Annotated in this window: 14 protein-coding genes; 9 read left to right on the top strand and 5 right to left on the bottom strand. The window is 61.9% G+C overall.

The genetic code is table 11. The features are described from left to right. Positions 1 to 78: 78 nt before the first annotated feature. The gene (gene def / locus ACFPN2_RS15835; protein ID WP_380598142.1) at positions 79 to 615 is read right to left on the bottom strand and encodes a peptide deformylase; all 537 of its coding nucleotides are present in this window, start codon (positions 613 to 615) and stop codon (positions 79 to 81) included. A gap of 318 nt (positions 616 to 933) precedes the next feature. Here def and ACFPN2_RS15830 point away from each other — a divergent pair, with 318 nt between their 5' ends. From ACFPN2_RS15830 to ACFPN2_RS15805, 6 genes are all read left to right on the top strand, one after another. Continuing rightward, positions 934 to 2,091: a LysM peptidoglycan-binding domain-containing protein gene (locus ACFPN2_RS15830; protein WP_380598141.1), complete on the top strand. Its 1,158-nt coding sequence runs from the start codon at positions 934 to 936 to the stop codon at positions 2,089 to 2,091. A gap of 33 nt (positions 2,092 to 2,124) precedes the next feature. Continuing rightward, positions 2,125 to 3,165, top strand: a complete 1,041-nt coding sequence (dprA, locus tag ACFPN2_RS15825; protein WP_380598140.1) for a DNA-processing protein DprA — start codon at positions 2,125 to 2,127, stop codon at positions 3,163 to 3,165. After that, positions 3,162 to 3,641, top strand: a complete 480-nt coding sequence (locus ACFPN2_RS15820; protein WP_129641229.1) for a Smg family protein — start codon at positions 3,162 to 3,164, stop codon at positions 3,639 to 3,641. The genes dprA and ACFPN2_RS15820 overlap by 4 nt, the downstream gene beginning before the upstream one ends. Before the next feature lie 62 nt (positions 3,642 to 3,703). Continuing rightward, entirely contained in the window at positions 3,704 to 6,262 is a 2,559-nt protein-coding gene (locus tag ACFPN2_RS15815) for a DNA topoisomerase I (RefSeq protein WP_380598139.1), read from the top strand. A 165-nt stretch (positions 6,263 to 6,427) separates the two neighbouring features. Further along, positions 6,428 to 7,348, top strand: coding sequence for an oxygen-dependent coproporphyrinogen oxidase (hemF, locus tag ACFPN2_RS15810; protein ID WP_380598138.1), 921 nt, complete (start codon positions 6,428 to 6,430; stop codon positions 7,346 to 7,348). A 284-nt stretch (positions 7,349 to 7,632) separates the two neighbouring features. Beyond that, positions 7,633 to 10,800 (top strand): S8 family serine peptidase, encoded by a 3,168-nt coding sequence (locus ACFPN2_RS15805; RefSeq protein ID WP_380598137.1) that lies wholly within the window; start codon positions 7,633 to 7,635, stop codon positions 10,798 to 10,800. A gap of 69 nt (positions 10,801 to 10,869) precedes the next feature. Here ACFPN2_RS15805 and ACFPN2_RS15800 read toward each other — a convergent pair whose 3' ends face one another. Then, a complete protein-coding gene (locus ACFPN2_RS15800; RefSeq protein WP_380598136.1) occupies positions 10,870 to 11,400 on the bottom strand; it encodes a hypothetical protein in 531 nt (176 codons plus the stop codon). 38 nt (positions 11,401 to 11,438) lie between these two features. Between ACFPN2_RS15800 and ACFPN2_RS15795 the strand changes: the two genes are divergently transcribed. After that, positions 11,439 to 12,284 (top strand): 23S rRNA (adenine(2030)-N(6))-methyltransferase RlmJ, encoded by an 846-nt coding sequence (locus ACFPN2_RS15795; protein ID WP_380598135.1) that lies wholly within the window; start codon positions 11,439 to 11,441, stop codon positions 12,282 to 12,284. A gap of 1 nt (position 12,285) precedes the next feature. Here ACFPN2_RS15795 and ACFPN2_RS15790 read toward each other — a convergent pair whose 3' ends face one another. Further along, on the bottom strand, positions 12,286 to 12,870 hold the full coding sequence (locus tag ACFPN2_RS15790) for a DNA-3-methyladenine glycosylase I (protein ID WP_380598133.1): 585 nt from the start codon (positions 12,868 to 12,870) through the stop codon (positions 12,286 to 12,288). 176 nt (positions 12,871 to 13,046) lie between these two features. On the opposite strand from ACFPN2_RS15790, the gene hemB reads away from it, so the two are divergent. Further along, positions 13,047 to 14,060 (top strand): porphobilinogen synthase, encoded by a 1,014-nt coding sequence (gene hemB / locus ACFPN2_RS15785; RefSeq protein ID WP_380598131.1) that lies wholly within the window; start codon positions 13,047 to 13,049, stop codon positions 14,058 to 14,060. 5 nt (positions 14,061 to 14,065) lie between these two features. Then, positions 14,066 to 14,893 (top strand): shikimate dehydrogenase, encoded by an 828-nt coding sequence (aroE, locus tag ACFPN2_RS15780; protein ID WP_380598129.1) that lies wholly within the window; start codon positions 14,066 to 14,068, stop codon positions 14,891 to 14,893. 73 nt (positions 14,894 to 14,966) lie between these two features. Here the strand turns inward: aroE and ACFPN2_RS15775 are convergent, their stop codons facing one another. Continuing rightward, positions 14,967 to 15,503 carry a gamma carbonic anhydrase family protein gene (locus tag ACFPN2_RS15775; protein ID WP_380598127.1) on the bottom strand — a complete coding sequence of 179 codons (537 nt, stop codon included), beginning with the start codon at positions 15,501 to 15,503 and terminating at the stop codon, positions 14,967 to 14,969. 74 nt (positions 15,504 to 15,577) lie between these two features. Beyond that, entirely contained in the window at positions 15,578 to 17,587 is a 2,010-nt protein-coding gene (locus ACFPN2_RS15770; RefSeq protein ID WP_380598126.1) for a M3 family metallopeptidase, read from the bottom strand. Positions 17,588 to 17,605: the final 18 nt, after the last annotated feature.

Below are 17,605 nucleotides of genomic sequence, written 5' to 3'. Positions count from 1 at the left end.
TCGTATTGCACTTCGCGCCACTTAAAAGATCGGCCCAAAAACAGAGAGGGGCCTTTCGGCCCCGCTCGTCAGCAACGGTTAGAGCGCCTTGCTCCGCCCGCGAGCCGCGTCGGCGGCCTTTTCCTTGCGGTCCTTCTCGAGCTTCTTACGAATGCGAGTGCGCTTCAGGTCCGACAGGTAGTCGACGAACAGCTTGCCTTCGAGATGATCCATCTCATGCTGAATGCACACCGCCAGCAGCCCGTCGGCATCGAGCTCGAACTGCTTGCCGTCGCGATCCAGCGCCCGCACGCGGATGCGGTCGGCGCGTTTGACCTTCTCATAGATCCCGGGGACGGACAGACATCCCTCTTCGGTTTCCTCCATGCCGCTGTGATCGACGATCTCGGGATTGATCAGCACCAGGCGCTCATTGCGCTTTTCGCTGATGTCGATGACCAGCAGCCGCTTGTGAACATTCACCTGGGTGGCGGCCAGGCCGATACCCGGGGCGGCGTACATGGTCTCGAACATGTCGTCGATCAGCTTTCGCAGGGCGGCATCCACCTGTTCCACGGGCTGCGCTTTGGTGCGCAGGCGCGGATCGGGAAATTCGAGAATCGGAAGTAGTGCCATGTTCGAAAACGTCGGAAGGCGGAAACTATCGCCTAGTCTGCAGTTGATTTGGCAGGAAACAAGCCCTGTGTGGCCAAGACTGCCATAGACAAGATGAATGGGCGCCCCGCGGGGGCGCCGAGCGCAGGAATGAGAACCACGTCGCGGGCTGGAGCCCCATTTCTGCACTCGTTGCAATGATGCTGCTAAAGTTCGGCCACTGTTGAACTTAATGTCGGCCCCGATTGGGTTTTTGCGCGTCGGTACAACACCTTACGCGCCGGAAAAACACCCCGGGCGTCGCTGTTCAGGGACTCTAATGGGAGCTCGTTGAAGCGCATGAAAACTGCGAATCTGGCACTTCGTCCGGCGATCCTGCTGAGCCTGGTCGCTGGTCTGACCGTCACCGCGGGCCTGCTGGCACCGCCGAGCACCCTCGCCCAGGATGGCCCGGCCCAAACCGTCGGCTCCGGCAGCAATATTCCGCTGGCCACCAATGCCCCCGATCAATATGTGGTGAAGACCGGCGACACCCTCTGGGACATTTCCAAGGTGTTCCTGAAGGAGCCCTGGTATTGGCCGGAAATCTGGTACGTGAACCCCCAGATCGCCAATCCCCACCTGATTTATCCCGGCGACGTGCTCAAGCTGGTCTACATCGACGGTCAGCCCCGTCTGACGGTGGCTGAACGAGGCGGCGAAACCGTGGAAAGCGGTCGTGGCGGCAAGCGCCTGTCGCCCGAAGTGCGACGCTCTCCGTTGAGCCAGGCCATTACCGCGATTCCCTACGACATCGTCGCCAGCTTCATGGGCCGGCCGACGCTGTTGACCAAGGATCAGGTGAAGACCGCGCCGTATGTGGTCGCGATGCGCGACTCGCACATGATCGGCGCGATCGGCAATGAAGTGTACGCACGCGGCATCGGCGACGCGGCGCTGGAGACGCGCTACAGCGTCATCCATGTCGAAGAAGAACTCCGCGATCCGGACAACAACGCGCTGCTCGGATACTCGGGCATGTACGTGGGCTCGGGCCCCGTCGCGACTGAAGGCGATCCGGCCAAGCTGGTGATGACCGATTCGACGCGCGAAGTCCTGCAAGGCGACAAGGTGTTCCCGGAGTCAGTGGATGTGAATGTGGACTTCGTTCCGCACTCGCCCTCCTCCGACATCGATGCCGGCATCATCGCCGTGCGTAGTCACACGGTGATGGGTCAGTATCAAGTCGTCGCGCTGAATCGCGGCTCATCCGCGGGCCTCGAGCCTGGCCACATCCTCGCCGTGTATCAGCGCGGCGGTGTGGTGCGCGATACCTTCAAAGAAGGCGGCCTCGCCGCTCGTCGTAGCCGCAGCGCGAACTTCGGTAGCAACGTGCAGTTGCCCGACGAGCGTGCCGGTGTGCTGATGGTGTTCAAAGCGTTCGACAACATGAGCTACGCGCTCGTGATGGAAACAACGCACGAAATTCGCCAGGGCGACCGCGCTAAAACCCCATAAGCGCGCCTCGACCGAGGGTAGCTTCGTGAGCTCATGGACGAGCTCAAAAAATGGCTGGAACAGGCCCTCGTGCCCGGTTACCACGCCGGCACGCAGCCCCAATTGTTGGAACGACACCTGCGCTGGCTGGATCATCCAGCGCATCATTTCATTCCCCGCGGCTCGGCTCGCTACCCAGCGCTGCTGGCTGCTTCACCCGACGCGCCGACCGGCCTGCTGGTGCGTGGCAATCCCGATGCATTGAGCCTGCCGCAGCTGGCGATTGTCGGCTCGCGCAATCCCAGTCAGGCTGGACATGACATCGCGCGCCGGTTTGCTACGCATCTGGCGCGATCAGGCCTGACGATCACCAGCGGATTGGCGATCGGCATCGATACAGCCGCCCACAGAGGCGCGCTCGATGGCGGCGGCCTGACGATCGCCGTGTGCGGTACTGGCCTTGATATCGACTACCCGCGGGCCAATGCTGGGTTGTCAGCGGAAATTGCATCCGGCGGCGCGCTGGTCAGCGAATTTCCCCTGGGCACGCCGGCGAGCAGAAGCAACTTTCCCCGGCGCAATCGCATTATCAGTGGATTGTCACTGGGTACGTTGGTGGTGGAGGCTGCAGTGCGGAGCGGTTCGTTGATCACGGCTCGGCTGGCAGCGGAGCAAGGGCGCGAGGTCTTCGCGATCCCCGGCTCGATTCATAATCCGCTTTCACGCGGTTGCCACAAACTGATCCGCGAGGGCGCGCAGCTGGTGGAAACGGCGGACGATATATTCGCCGAGCTTGGCCCGCTGGCGGCCGCGCTCACCCCGACCGCGACCAAAACCGCTGAAAGCACAGCAGTTTTAGCCCCGGCATTGGACAAAGGGTATGAAATCCTGTTAGATGCGCTCGGCTTCGAGCCGGCCAGTGTCGATGTTTTGATCGCACGTACCGGCCTCAAGGCCGACGAGGTAGCGTCCATGCTGCTGATCCTCGAACTGGAGGCGCGCATCGACGCCTGCCCTGGCGGGCGGTACGCCCGGCGCACGAATAGTCTGGTCGAAAGCGGCCGAGGCCCTTTCGACGACAAGGCAGCGAAATGAAGGAAAGCGTTCTCGATATCCTGATCTATCTCTTCGAGAATTACTTCGACGCCGATCTGGACTGCGCCCCCGAACCCGACCGCGACACTCTCCGGGACGAACTGGAACGCGCCGGATTTTCCGAACGAGAAGTGGGCCGCGCGCTCGAGTGGCTCGAGCAGCTGTCGGCCGATCCGAACCGCGCTGGCGCCATTCCGGGGTCGCGAGCGATTCGCATCTTCGATGCGCGCGAACAGGCACGGCTCGATACCGAATGCCGCGGGTACATCCTGTACCTGGAGAACATCGGCATCATCAGCCCGGCGCAGCGTGAGCTGGTCATCGACCGTCTGCTGGCGCTCGACGTACAACAGATCGACATTGAACAGGTGAAGTGGGTGGTGCTCATGGTGCTGTTCAGCCAGCCCGGTCAACAGAGCGCTTACCTGCGGATGGAGGACTTGGTATTCGATAACCGTCTGCAAGTGGTGCACTGAAGAACCGCGGTTAACACACCGCAGTTTTCAGCAGCACCGCGGCCACCGCGGTTTCTTTTTTTATGGAGCAGAAGAATCTAGTCATCGTGGAATCGCCTGCAAAGGCGAAGACCATCAAGAAGTACCTCGGCAAAAATTTCGAGGTGCTCGCTTCCTATGGCCACGTCCGGGACCTGGTGCCGAAGGAAGGCGCCGTCGATCCGAAGCGCAAATTCGCCATGCGCTATCAGATCCTGGAAAAGAACGAGAAACACGTTCAGGCCATCGCCAAAGCGCTCAAGAAATCCGACGCTCTGTATCTGGCGACCGACCCTGACCGCGAAGGCGAAGCCATTTCCTGGCACCTCACCGAGCTGCTCAAGGAACAAGGCGTGCTCGACGGCAAGGACGTGCATCGCGTGGTGTTCTACGAGATCACCAAGAACGCCATTCGCGAAGCCATCGGTCAGCCGCGCGACATCTCGCAGGATCTGGTGAACGCGCAGCAGGCGCGACGCGCGCTCGATTACCTGGTCGGCTTCAACATCTCGCCGCTGCTGTGGAAGAAAGCGGGTCTGCCCGGCGCATCCGCCGGTCGCGTGCAGAGCCCGGCGCTGCGCATGATCTGCGAGCGCGAGGAAGAGATTCTCGCCTTCAAGCCGCGCGAGTACTGGACCATCGATGCGGACGTCGAGAAGTCGAAGCAAACATTCCCGGCGCGACTGATCGAGTTCCGCGGTGAGAAGGTCGAACAGTTCACGGTGACGAACGAGGGCCAGGCTACCGATGTGCGCACTGCCATCGAGCGCGCTGCCAACGGCAAGCTCAGCGTCGCCAACATCGACAAGAAGCAGCGCAAGCGCAATCCGTCGCCGCCGTTCACGACGTCGACGCTGCAACAGGAATCGGCCCGCAAGCTCGGCTTCGGCGCTCAGCGCACGATGCGCCTGGCGCAGCAGCTGTATGAAGGTGTGGACTTCGGCGAAGGCGCCGTCGGTCTCATCACCTATATGCGTACCGATTCGGTGAACCTCGCCAACGAAGCCATCGCCGAGATTCGGCAGGTGATCGAGCGCGAGTACGGCAAAGACTCGGTGCCCGAGTCGCCGCGCACTTATAAGACGAAGTCGAAGAACGCACAGGAAGCGCACGAAGCGATTCGTCCCACGTCCGCTTCTATTACTCCCGATCGCCTCGCCGGCAAGATCGACGCCGACCAGCTCAAGCTCTACAGCCTGATCTGGAAGCGCGCGGTCGCGAGCCAGATGGAGCCGGCCGTGTATGACACCGTCGCCGTCGACCTCGTGCCCGGCACGAGCGCGAAGCGTGACGGCTCGACCGCCGTCCTGCGTGCCAACGGCTCGACGCTGGTGAAGCCAGGCTACATCGCCGTTTATAAGGAAGGCCAGGACGACACGATCGAGGACGACAACGATCGCATCCTGCCCGCGATGGACGTCGGCGATCAGGTGACGCTGCTCGAACTGCGTGGCGAACAGCACTTTACCGAGCCGCCGCCGCGCTTCTCGGAAGCGAGTCTGGTCAAAGCGCTGGAAGAACACGGCATCGGCCGGCCCTCGACCTATGCCAGCATCATTTCCACGCTGGTCAACAAGAAATATACGGCGCTCGAGAATCGGCGCTTCACACCGACGGATCTGGGCAAGATCGTTAATAAATTCCTGACACGGAATTTCCATCACTATGTCGAGTACGGCTTCACCGCCAAGATGGAAGACGACCTCGACGAGATCGCCGACGGCCGCGAGGCCTGGGTGCCGGTGCTGGAGCGCTTCTGGACCGAATTCAAAGAACGCGTCGATGTGGTCGATGAGACGGTCACGCGCGAAGACGTTTCCGAAGCCCGCGAGCTCGGCGCCGATCCGGTGACCGGCAAGCCCATTTCGGTTCGCTACGGCAAGTACGGTCCGTTCGTGCAGATGGGCACGAAGGACGACGAAGAGAAACCGAAGTTCGCAAGCCTCAAGGCCACGCAGCGAATGGACACCATCACGCTGCCGGAAGCGCTGGAGTTGTTCACCCTGCCCCGGACCGTGGGTCAGATGAGCGACGGCCATTCGATTCGCGTCGCCATCGGCCGCTTCGGTCCTTACATTCAATATGGCGCGAAAAAGTTCGCGTCCATCAAGGACGACGACCCGTACACCATCGAGCTGCCCCGTGCGCTCGAGCTGATCAAGGCCAAGGAAGAGCTGGATGCGAATCGGACCATTCTGAATTTCGAGGAAGCCGGCATTCAGGTGTTGAACGGCCGCTTCGGCCCGTACATCACCGACAAGGTGAAGAACGCCAAGATTCCGAAGGAACGCGATCCGAAGACGCTGACCCTGGACGAGTGCGTGGAGCTGCTCAAGGCTGCGCCCGAGCGTGGCAAAGGCCGTTTCGGTCGCTTCGCGAAGAAGACCGCTGCGAAGACGGACGCGCCCGCCGAATCGGCAGAGAAGCCAGTGAAGGCTGCCGCCAAGAGCAAGACCACGCCGGCGAAAACAGCGAAGGCTCCGACTTCGGACGCGGCGAAGACGCCTGCCAAGAAAGCTCCCGCGAAAACGGCAACTGCCAGGTCAGCGGCCAAGCCGGCCGCGAAAACGCCGGCCAAGAAAGCCCCCGCCAAGCCAAAGTAATCCTCGCGCCACACGCCGTCGACCATGCAGCGCCAGCTGCTGGCCGGCGGCTTTGTCGCTCAATAGAGCTGTAACTCGCGGCACGGTGCGGGCATTCGCACCCGACTTCCCTGGCTGGCAGCTTGGCCGCATCATGGCTGTACTCGCTCAATTGGAGATCGTTTGATGGCCGTCGACGCTGATGCCGTTCTCGCCTACCTGCGTGGACTGCAGGATCGCATTTGTTCGGGCATCGAGCAGATCGACGGCGGCGCGACGTTCAGCAGCGATCGTTGGGATCGGTCCGAAGGTGGCGGCGGCGACAGCCGCGTGCTCCGTAGCGGCAAAGTCTTCGAACAGGCCGGCGTCAACTTCTCTCATGTCATGGGCTCTCGCCTGCCGCCGAGCGCCACCGCGCAGCGGCCCGAGCTGGCCGATGCGCAATGGATGGCGACGGGCGTGTCGCTTGTCATCCACCCGTGGAATCCTTACATCCCGACGACGCACGCCAACGTTCGTTTCTTCAACGCCATTCCCAAAGACGGCTCACCGGGCGCGTGGTGGTTCGGCGGCGGCTTCGATCTCACGCCTTACTACGCATTCGACGAAGACGTCCTGCACTGGCACCGGACCGCGCATCAAGCCTGCGCACCGTTCGGCGACGACGTGTATTCCAAGCACAAGGACTGGTGCGACCGATATTTCTTTCTGAAACATCGTAACGAGACGCGCGGCGTCGGCGGCCTGTTCTTCGACGACCTGAACGAATGGGGCTTCGAGCGCTGCTTCGAGTATCAACGCAGCGTCGGCGATCATTTCCTGAAGGCCTACCTGCCCATCGTCGAGCGTCGCAAGGATCATCCGCATGGCGAACGGGAACGGCAGTTCCAGCTGTATCGTCGCGGGCGCTACGTCGAATTCAACCTGGTCTACGACCGCGGCACGCACTTCGGCCTGCAGTCCGGCGGCCGCACCGAATCCATCCTCATGTCGCTGCCGCCGCTGGTGCGCTGGGAATATAACTGGACGCCCGAGCCCGGCACCCCGGAAGCGCGCCTCTATTCAGATTTCCTCCGACCGCGCGACTGGCTCCGCGAGCTGAAATAAAACATTCACGTCGCTTGTGAGGGTGTCGAGCTCGCTGACACTTCTCAGTATACAAATCCCCTCGCACTAACTTTTGTTAGTCACGACAGCGGCGCGCACGCGCTTGGAAAGTTTTGCGTAATTGAATTAGCCGCGATGCAGGAGTAGCGTCGGTTGCAGCGATTGCGCATTCGAAACCGTCTGGCCGCGGAACTGCAACTACGCCGAGCGAAGGCGGCGAATGTCGCGCGATTGCAGATAACAGCAAGGGGATCATCATGACTAACTTTCGCAGGAGGGCGACAGTGGGTCCACTGTCGCTGATCGCCACGACCGTGCTGACGGTAGTGGCCGCCGATGCCAGCGCCGCTCAGCGCGCTGTGGCAACCGGCTCCAAAAGACTGGAGTCGCGCTTGCCAACACCGGCTCGCTCGCAGCTCAACGATGTCACACAGCTACTACGTAACTCCGGCACGCCGACGCGCGTGCAAGTCGCCGTCTCACTGAACACCGCCCCCGTCGGCGATCGCACCGGAACCAGCAAAGCCGATGTGCTGATCGAACAAACAGCGTTCATCAGCCGCATCGCGCAGAGCGCACCGAGCGCCACGGTCATCGGCTCGGTTCAGCTGGTTGCGAATACGGTGTTTCTCGAGATCGACTCGACCGACGTCAAAGCGCTTGCAAACGATCGCGCGGTGACGCGGGTCGCGCCGACCGGTAACTACAAGCGCAATCTCACAGAAACCGTCCCATACATCGGCGGTGAAACATTGCACGGCCTGGGCGTGACCGGCAAAGGCGTGCGAGTCGCGGTGATCGACAGCGGCATCGACTACACCCATAAATCATTGGGTGGCGCCGGAACCGCGGAAGCCTATGCGAAGGCGTGGGGCACCTCAGCCGCCGATCCTCGCAACACTACCACCGATGGGCTGTTCCCAACGGCAAAGGTCATCGGCGGTTATGACTTCGTTGGCGAGGCCTGGACCGGTGCTGCCGGCGGCCCGCCGCTCGCGCCAGATCCGGATCCGATCGCAGCTCCCGATCAAAGCACCTTCGGCGGACATGGCACGCACGTCGCCGACATCATCGGCGGCAAGAATGGCGTCGCGCCGGATGTGAAGTTGTATGCGGTCAAGGCGTGCGCCGTCCCGACCTCCACGTGTAGCGGCGTCGCACTGATGCAATCGTTCGAGTGGGCCATCGATCCGAACGGCGACGGCGATCCATCCGATCACGCGGACATCATCAACATGTCCCTCGGTTCGGACTATGGCCAGCCATTCGACGACGATCTGTCCGCAGCGGTCGATCGCGGCACGAAACTCGGCGCGTTCACTGTGGCGTCGGCGGGCAACGGCTCTGATAAACCCTTCATCACGGGCTCGCCCGCGGCCGCTGTAACGGCGCTGTCGGTTGCGCAGACCAATGTTCCCTCCGCAGTCGTCGATCTGATGACGATCGTTACGCCGGCAGTCACGCCGGCGCAGCGAGGCGCGATTCATCAAGACTGGTCCGCTGAACTGACGACGGCGATTACCGCACCGGTGGTCTTCACGGCGAGCAACGCGCTCGGCTGCACGCCGTTTGCGGCAGGCTCGCTGACGGGACGGATCGCATTGGTGAATCGTGGCAGCTGCACGTTCTCCGACAAGATTCGCAACATCCAGGCAGGCGGTGCATTGATCGGCGTCATCGGCCTGGTCGACGGCAGCGCGCCATTCACCGGCGCGTTTTCGGATGGCGTGCCCATCACGATTCCGGGCTACATGATCAGCCAGGCCGACGCGAATGCGATCCGCACCGGCGCGACGGTGACCTTCGATCCCGATAACACCTTCCCGTTGATCAGCTCGGTCACATCCACATCGTCGCGCGGACCGATGTTCGAAGACTTCCGCATCAAGCCTGAGATTGGCGCGCCGGGCGCGTCGGTGTCGGCGATGTCGGGCTCCGGCACTCAGTCCGATGCTTTCGGCGGGACGTCGGGCGCCGCCCCGATGGTCACGGGCTCGGCGGCTTTGTTGAAACAGCTGTATCCGACGGTGGCTCCGCAGAGATTGAAACAACTGCTGATCAACAACGCGGAGACCGACATCGAACAACCGGGCACGCCCTCCGGTGTGATTCCGGACTCGCTCGCACCGATCTCACGGATTGGCGGTGGTGAAGTTCGTGTCGATCGCGCGGCAGCCGCAACGGCTGGTGCTTATGGCTTCGATCTGGTGAAGACCGGCACTCGCAGCGGCGGCGTGAGCTTCGGCTTCGTCGACGTGGCGGACAAGGCGGTTCTCGTGCACAAGCGCGTGCGCGTCTTCAACCGTTCCAAGCAAGCGGCGATCTTCAAGGTGAAGCCGACCTATCGCTTCGCCAACGATGTCGCCAACGGCGCGGTGAAGATCCATGCGTTGCCGTTGATCGCGGTCCCCGCCAAGGGCGATCGCACTATCGATGTGTTCATGACCATCGAAGGCAGCAAGTTGCGTAACAACTTGATGAACGCCGGCCCCGATGGCCCGAACCCCGTGCCGCTGACCTTGCAGGAGTACGACGGTTATCTGGTGTTCGAGAAGGTCGCGCTGTTTGGCAAGCCTGAGAAGTTCACGCTGCCCTGGCATGTGTTGCCGCGTAAGTCCGCCGATACTCAAGTCGTGGGCGGCCCGACGTGGAAAGCGGGCAGCGGTGGCGTCGGTACGATCAGCCTGAAGAATCGCGGTGTCGGCGCTGCGCAGCTCAACGGTTACTCACTATTGGCAACCAGCCCGAACACGCCGCCGGGCGAACGCGGTGAGAATGCGCCGCGCCCCGACTTGCGCGCCGTCGGTGTCACGACGTTGGAAGTGCCGACCGATGTTTGCTCGTCCGGCTACCTGTGGTCGTTCGCGGTGAACATGTGGGAGCGTGAGACGCTGCCGGTTGCGGTCGATCATCGTATCGCCCTGGACCTCAACAACGATGGCGAGGACGACTACTGGCTGCTGAATCGTGACGTATCGTTGAACGAGCTGAGCGATGGCCGACAACTCGCATGGTCCATCAATCTCGCCACGGGCGACGCCGACGCGTTCTGGTTCGTCGAGCATCCGACCAACTCGAGCACCACCGTGTTGAACGCGTGCCTCGAACAGTTCGGTCTGACCGCGGCCGATGTGGAAGCACGTAAAGTGGTTGGGGTCTCGGTGTTCGCTGATGACTTCTACTTCGGCGGGCCAGGCGACTCGATCGAAGGTCTGAAGATCGTGCCATTCGGCGAACGTTACTTCGCGGCGCCGGCCAGCGATCTGGCGGGCGGTGCGAGCGGTAATGTCTCGGTGTATGACTTCGGTCAGATCCCGGGCACGACCAAGGAACTGGGCGTGATGATTCAGACCGACGGCGATCGTTGCGCGACCGCAAGCAACTGCGGTGGTGCCACGAAGAGCACCGAGGCGCTGTTCGTCGCGCCGCCGGGCGGGAAGATCAAGTTCTGATCGTCTCCAACTTTCGGAATGAAGCCCCGGTCAGCAATGCCCGGGGCTTTTTTATTGGCGCGCTCATAATCACTCCGCCGGCGGCTCGCCTTTGTTCTGCTCTTTCACCGGCTTGAATGCCATGCCGTTCGAGCACACGACGAAGTTGCCGCGCTGATCCGAGTGATAGGCGTAGCGATTGCCGCTCGCCTGCAGGACGACGCGATAGCCGGGCACGACCATCTGCGTGTACATCATTCCGGGCTGCGGACAACCCATCGAGCCATCCGGCCATTGCTGTTCGGTCGCGCTCAAGACGGTAATCGCGTCGTGCTTCACCAGCGCGCGTCGCGCCAGATCGTCCTGGAAAATCGCGAGCAACTGCTGCGGTACTTCACCTGTGCCTTGCATGGGCATGCGCTCCTCGCCAGGTGCGCGCTGCGCTGGCATTTCTCTGCTCTCTTTACCCACGACTGCCTTCCGACTCTCCACCGATGCGGGTTCAGCGGCTGCGGCGCGGCGATCGTCGCGCGAACCGCTCGAGCAGGCCGCGGTCAGCGTGGTCAACACCAGTACGGCCAGGATCGAAGAGCCTCGCGCTGGAGAATTCAGTACGATCATGGATCTGTCCCTCTCAAGTTCTGCCCTGATCTTCGCCCGTGAATTATCGCCACGTGTTCCATGCCGGCAACTTCGCCGATGTCCACAAGCACATCGTGCTGCTGGCCCTGCTCGACCGTCTGAAGCGTAAGCCCAAGCCGCTGTTCTACCTGGACACTCACGCCGGCCGAGGCTGGTATGACCTCTTGTCCCACGATGCATTACGCGGCAACGAGTCGCAGGGCGGCGTAGGCCGCGCTCTGCGCATTACTCGCGCCTCTCCAGATCTTCGGCGGTATCTGGACGCCGTTAGTTCCCCGGAAGAGATCTCCGCGATCACCACGCAGCGTTATCCGGGCTCGCCGGTATTGGCGGCGCGCGATCTGCGACCGGGCGACCGCATCGTATTGGTGGAAAAGCAAATCGCCGAGGCCCAAGCGCTCGAACAGGCGACGCGCGGTCGACGCGGTGTCTCGGTCGTGTGCGGCGATGGTTATGCCGCGCTGAAAACGTATCTTCCGCCTCGCGAGAATCGCGGCCTGGTGCTGATCGATCCGCCCTACGAATCGGAAAATGAATTCGCACAAGTCGAGAAAGCGCTGCTGCTCGGCATGAGCCGCTGGCCGAATGGCATGTTCGCGCTGTGGTATCCAATCAAGGCCGGTCGCGAAACGCAGCGACTGCAGCTGTCGCTGCAAAACTCGGGATTGAGAAAGTTATTGCTGGTGGAGCTGAGCGTGCGGCCGGCCGATTCGCCGCTCGGCTTGAACGGCTCCGGCCTGATCGTCGCCAATCCGCCCTGGCAGTTCGACGCAGAGATCGCCCCCGCCCTTCGCGAAGCGCACGCCGCGATGGCCGAAGACGGCGCGGGCGGCGTGAACATCCAGTGGCTGGTTCCTGAGTGAGCTAAGCGGCCTTCTTTCCCAGCGCCTTGCACTGCTTGTAGCGGAAGCAGCTGGTGAGGTGATCGTTCACCATGCCGGTCGCCTGCATGTGCGCATAGATGATGGTGCTGCCCACGAAGCGAAAGCCGCGCTTCTTCAGGTCCTTGCTCAGCGCATCCGACTCCGGGCTGGTGGCCGGAACCTTGCCGTGCTCGGCAATGTTGTTCTGAATGGGCTTGCCGCCGACGAAGCTCCACAGGTGCTTGGCGAAGTCGCCCTGGAACGCCAGGAAGGCTTTGGCATTGCCGATGGCGGACTCGATCTTCAGCCGATTGCGCACGATGCCCGGGTCCTTCATCAGCCGCGCCACGTCCCGCTTGCCGAATTTCGCAATGCGTTCAGGGTCGAAGCCGGCGAAGGCGGCCCGGTAGCCGTCGCGCTTGTTGAGAATGGTCGACCAGGACAGCCCGGCCTGCGCCCCCTCCAGAATCAGGAACTCGAACTGGGTGCGATCGTCCCAGGCGGGCACACCCCATTCCTTATCGTGGTACTCCAGGTAGAGCTCGTTGCCGCCGAGCGGCCAGGTGCAGCGGGTGGGTTCACGCATGAACTTCTCTTAACCTTCTCCAGTCTCTACTTACGTATCAGCCTCAACCCCTGCTCGGGCGAAGCGTTTCGACCAATGATCACCCGGATCGGCCAGGGTAGTCGACGAATCCCAGCTTCCGCAGGTGTAGAATTTCGCTGTCTATAGTTTGGCCGTCACGCGAGCCTGAAGCCGTCATGTTTAATTTGCAGTCAGGAGAATTCCCCAGCACTCGCATGAGACGCATGCGGTTTAGCGACTTTTCACGCCGGCTGATGCGTGAAACCTCGCTGAGCCCCGACAACCTGATCTATCCGATGTTCGTGATCGAAGGCCAGTCGCGGCGGCAAACCGTGGACAGCATGCCCGGCATCGAGCGCGTCAGCGTCGATGAGCTGGTGCGCGAGGCCGAGTCGCTGGTGGAGCTGGGCATTCCGGCGCTGGCGCTGTTCCCGGTCACCGATCCGTCGGCCAAGAGTAACGACGGCAAGGAGTCGTGGAATCCCGAAGGCCTGGCGCAGCGAGCCGTGCGCGCCGTCAAAAAGGCGGTGCCAGAGCTGGGCGTGATCACCGACGTTGCACTCGATCCCTACACCACGCACGGCCAGGACGGCATCGTCGATGCATCCGGTTATGTGGTCAACGACATCACGGTCGAAGCGCTGGTGAAACAAGCGCTGTCCCATGCCGACGCCGGCGCCGACGTGGTCGCGCCGAGCGACATGATGGACGGCCGCATCGGCGCCATCCGCGAAGCGCTCGAGTTGGGCGGCCACGTCAACACCCGCATCCTCGCCTACTCGGCGAAGTACGCGTCGAATTTCTACAGCCCGTTCCGCGACGCCGTCGGCTCGGCCGCGAATCTCGGCAAGGGCAACAAATATAACTATCAGATGGACCCTGCGAACACCGATGAAGCGTTACGTGAAGTAGCGCTCGATCTGCAGGAAGGCGCGGACATGGTGATGATCAAGCCCGGTCTGCCCTATCTGGACATCGTGCGCCGGGTGAAAGACACCTTCGGCGCGCCGACGTTCGTTTATCAAGTAAGCGGCGAATACGCGATGCAGATGGCCGCGTTTCGCAATGGCTGGCTGGACGAGCGCGCCATCGTATTGGAAACATTGATGTCCATTCGCCGTGCCGGCGCGGACGGGATTCTCACTTATTTCGCCAAGAAGGCGGCGGCCTGGCTCAAAGAAGCGAGATAAGCGCCATGAACGACAGCATCGATCGCTACGCGGTGGTCGGCTACCCCATCCAGCACAGCTGGTCACCGTTCATCCACGGTCTGTTCGCCAAGCAGACCGGTCAGGCCATGAGCTACACGCGCCTGGCCGTGACACCGGAAAACTTCGAGCGGGATGTTGGAGCGTTCTTCGCATCCGGCGGCAAAGGGTTGAATATCACAGTGCCTCACAAACAGGCAGCGAATATCGTGACGCGATATCGCACGCCTCGCGCCGAGATCGCTCGCGCTGTGAACACGTTGGTTTGGAAGAGCGATGGCTTGCTCGGCGATAACACCGACGGCGCCGGCCTCGTCATCGACCTCACGCGGAACCTGGGCTTCGACATCGCAGGCACTCGCATTTTGTTACTTGGCGCCGGCGGTGCCGCGCGTGGTGTGATGGGCCCGTTGTTAGCGGCCGCCCCCGAGTGCATCGAGATCGCAAATCGCACCAAGCAGCGCGCTGTTGAATTGGCCGAAGAGTTCGAACTGCTCGGCACGGTGCGAGGCTGCACGTTCGAGGATGTCAGCGACGGGGTCTTCGATCTGGTGCTGAATGCCACCTCGGCCAGCCTGCAAGATGACATCCCGCCCATTCCCCGCACGGCCATCGGCCCAGCGACGCTGTGCTACGACATGGCGTACGGCAAGGGCGATACCTCATTCACTCGCTGGTCCAAGACCGTCGGCGCGGGCCGCGCTGAGACGGGCTGGGGAATGTTAGTGGAGCAGGCGGCCGAAGCGTTTCTGTTGTGGCGTGGAATGAAGCCCGATACGAAGCCGGTGCTGGAAGCGATCAAGGCACAGGCGTAACGAATAACTTCGCCGCCCGTCCATCCTCAGATTGTCGCGCAACCGCCGACTGCCTGAGCAGCCGGCGCTGACCTCACGCACGTGATCGCAGATACTCGTCTTTGACCTTTACGTAGTGCGCGGCTGAATACGTCAGGAAAGCGATTTCCTTCTCCGTCAAATCGCGCACGCGCTTGGCCGGGCTGCCCACATACAGGCCGCCCTTCTCCAGCACCTTGCCCGGCGGCACCAGCGTGCCGGCGCCAATCATCACCAAGTCTTCGACCACGACGTTGTCGAGCAGGATTGCGCCCATGCCGATCAAGCAGGCATTGCCGATCGTGCACGCGTGCAATGTCACGCGATGGCCCACTGTCACATCCGAACCGATGATCAACGACCGCCCGCCCGGCGCGTACGGACCATCGTGCGTGACGTGCAGCACTGAGCCGTCCTGAACGCTGGTACGTGCGCCAATCTGAATCGAGTGCACGTCGCCGCGAATGACCGCCGTCGGCCAGACAGACGAGTCGTCACCGATGGTTACCTTGCCGATGACCACCGCCGCCGGATGGATATAGACGCGCTCTCCGAGCGTGGGAGCGATGCCCTTATAAGTTTCTATTGTCATGGCGCGTTCCGGCGAGCCCGTAAGCTCGCCGTGCAATCCTGGCTGTTACGAGAAAAAAATACTTTGCGGCCGCGTTACGCGGCGAGCCCCAACTGCTTCAACAACGGCTCAATCGTCGGCTTCCGCCCGCGGAACTCAACGAATGCATCCATCGCATCCCGACTACCACCCTGCTCCAGAATAGAAGACAGGAACTTGGTCGACACGGCGCGATTGAAAATGCCGCCTTCCTCGAACGCACTGAACGCATCGGCCGCCAGCACCTCACCCCACTTGTAGCTGTAGTACCCCGCCGCGTAACCGCCCGAGAAAATATGCTGAAAGCTGTTCGGGAACCGGTTGAACTCGGGCGGCTTCACCACCGCAACCTGCGCACGAACCTCTTGAAGCGTCTTCAGAACGTTGCTCGCCGCGCCCGGCACGAACTCACTGTGAATGCGCAGATCGAACAGCGCGAATTCGAGCTGTCGCACCGTCTGCATCCCCGCCTGGAACGTGCGCGTGCCGAGCAATCGCTCCAGCTCCGCCTCCGGCAACGGAGCCCCTGTCTCCACGTGAGACGAAATCATCGGAATCACTTCCGCGCGCCACGCGAAGTTCTCCATGAACTGACTCGGCAACTCGACCGCATCCCAAGCAACGCCGTTGATACCGGCAATGCTCGGATAATCCACTCGCGTGAGCATGTGATGCAGACCATGACCGAACTCATGGAACATCGTCACGACTTCCGAGTGCGTCAGCAACGACGGTTGCGAGCCCACCGGCGGCATGAAATTGCAGACCAGATAAGCAACCGGCAACGCCGTAGCGCCCGCCAGCTGCTTGCGACCCACACACTCATCCATCCACGCGCCACCGCGCTTCTTGGCGCGAGCGTAGAGGTCGACGAAGAAGCTGCCACGCCGTGAGCCATCCTCATTGAGGATGTCGTAGAAACGAACATCGGGATGATAGATATCCACGCCCGTGCGCTCGGCGATCTTCACGCCATACAACTTCTCAGCGACCGTGAACATACCCGACAGCACATGCGGCAGCGGGAAGTAAGGACGCAAAGCTTCTTCAGAGAGATTGAACCGTTCGCGCTTGAGCTTCTCGGCGTAGAACGCCACGTCCCAGGCATTCAACTCGCGGCCCGCGAACTTCGTGAGGTCATCGAATTCTTTTTGCGCGACCGGCTTGCTCTTCGTCGCCAGCTGTTCGAGGAAGGCACGAACTTCCGGCACCGACGACGCCATCTTGGTCGCGAGCGAATATTCCGCGTAGTTCGGATAGCCGACCAGATTCGCGACCTCGTGACGGACCGCGAGGATCTGATCCATCAGCTCAGTGTTGTCCCAACGGCCTTCGTTGCCATCCTGATCGGACGCGCGCGTCGTCCAGCCATGATAGAAGTCACGACGCAGCGGCTCGTGGGCAGCATGCATCATCACGGCTGTGTAGTTCGGCGCATCGAGGGTGAACAACCAACCGGTTTGCTGTTTAGCTTCCGCAGCCGCGCGAGCGCGCTCGATGATCGGCGCCGGCAGCCCTTCGATTTCTTTCGGATCGGTGAGCAAACGCGACCAGGCGTTGGTCGCATCGAGCACGTTCTCGTCGAACTTCGACTGCAACGTCGCCAGCCGCTCGACCAGCTCCTTGTAACGCTGCTTCTTATCCGCGGGCAGCGCGACGCCAGCCAGACGGAAATCGCGAAGCGCGTTCTCGACCAACTTGCGCTGACCCGGCGACAGGCGTGCGCCTTCGTTCTTCAGCACGGTCTCATACGCCTGATAAAGGCGCTCGTTCTGCGCGAGATCCGTGTTCCAGGCGGTGAGCAGCGGCAGACACGCGTTGTAGGCAGCGCGCAGCTCGTCAGTATTCACCACGCCATTCATGTGCCCGACCGGCGACCAGGTCCGGGACAGGCGGTGCTGCATCTCCTCGAGCGGCACGATCACCGAGTCCCAGCTCGCCGCATTGTTCGTCAGCAATCGCTCCAGTTCAGCGCGGTTGCCATCCAGCAAGGCGCGCAGCCTGCCTTCCACTTCAGCAGGCTTGATTGCAGAAAATGCCGGCAGATCGGTGCTCGGTACAGTCATGATGGACCCCGGATCCGG

This window comes from Steroidobacter flavus (genome assembly GCF_042651805.1).
GTDB lineage: Bacteria > Pseudomonadota > Gammaproteobacteria > Steroidobacterales > Steroidobacteraceae > Steroidobacter > Steroidobacter flavus.
This window is presented reverse-complemented; position numbering and strand designations above follow the sequence as displayed.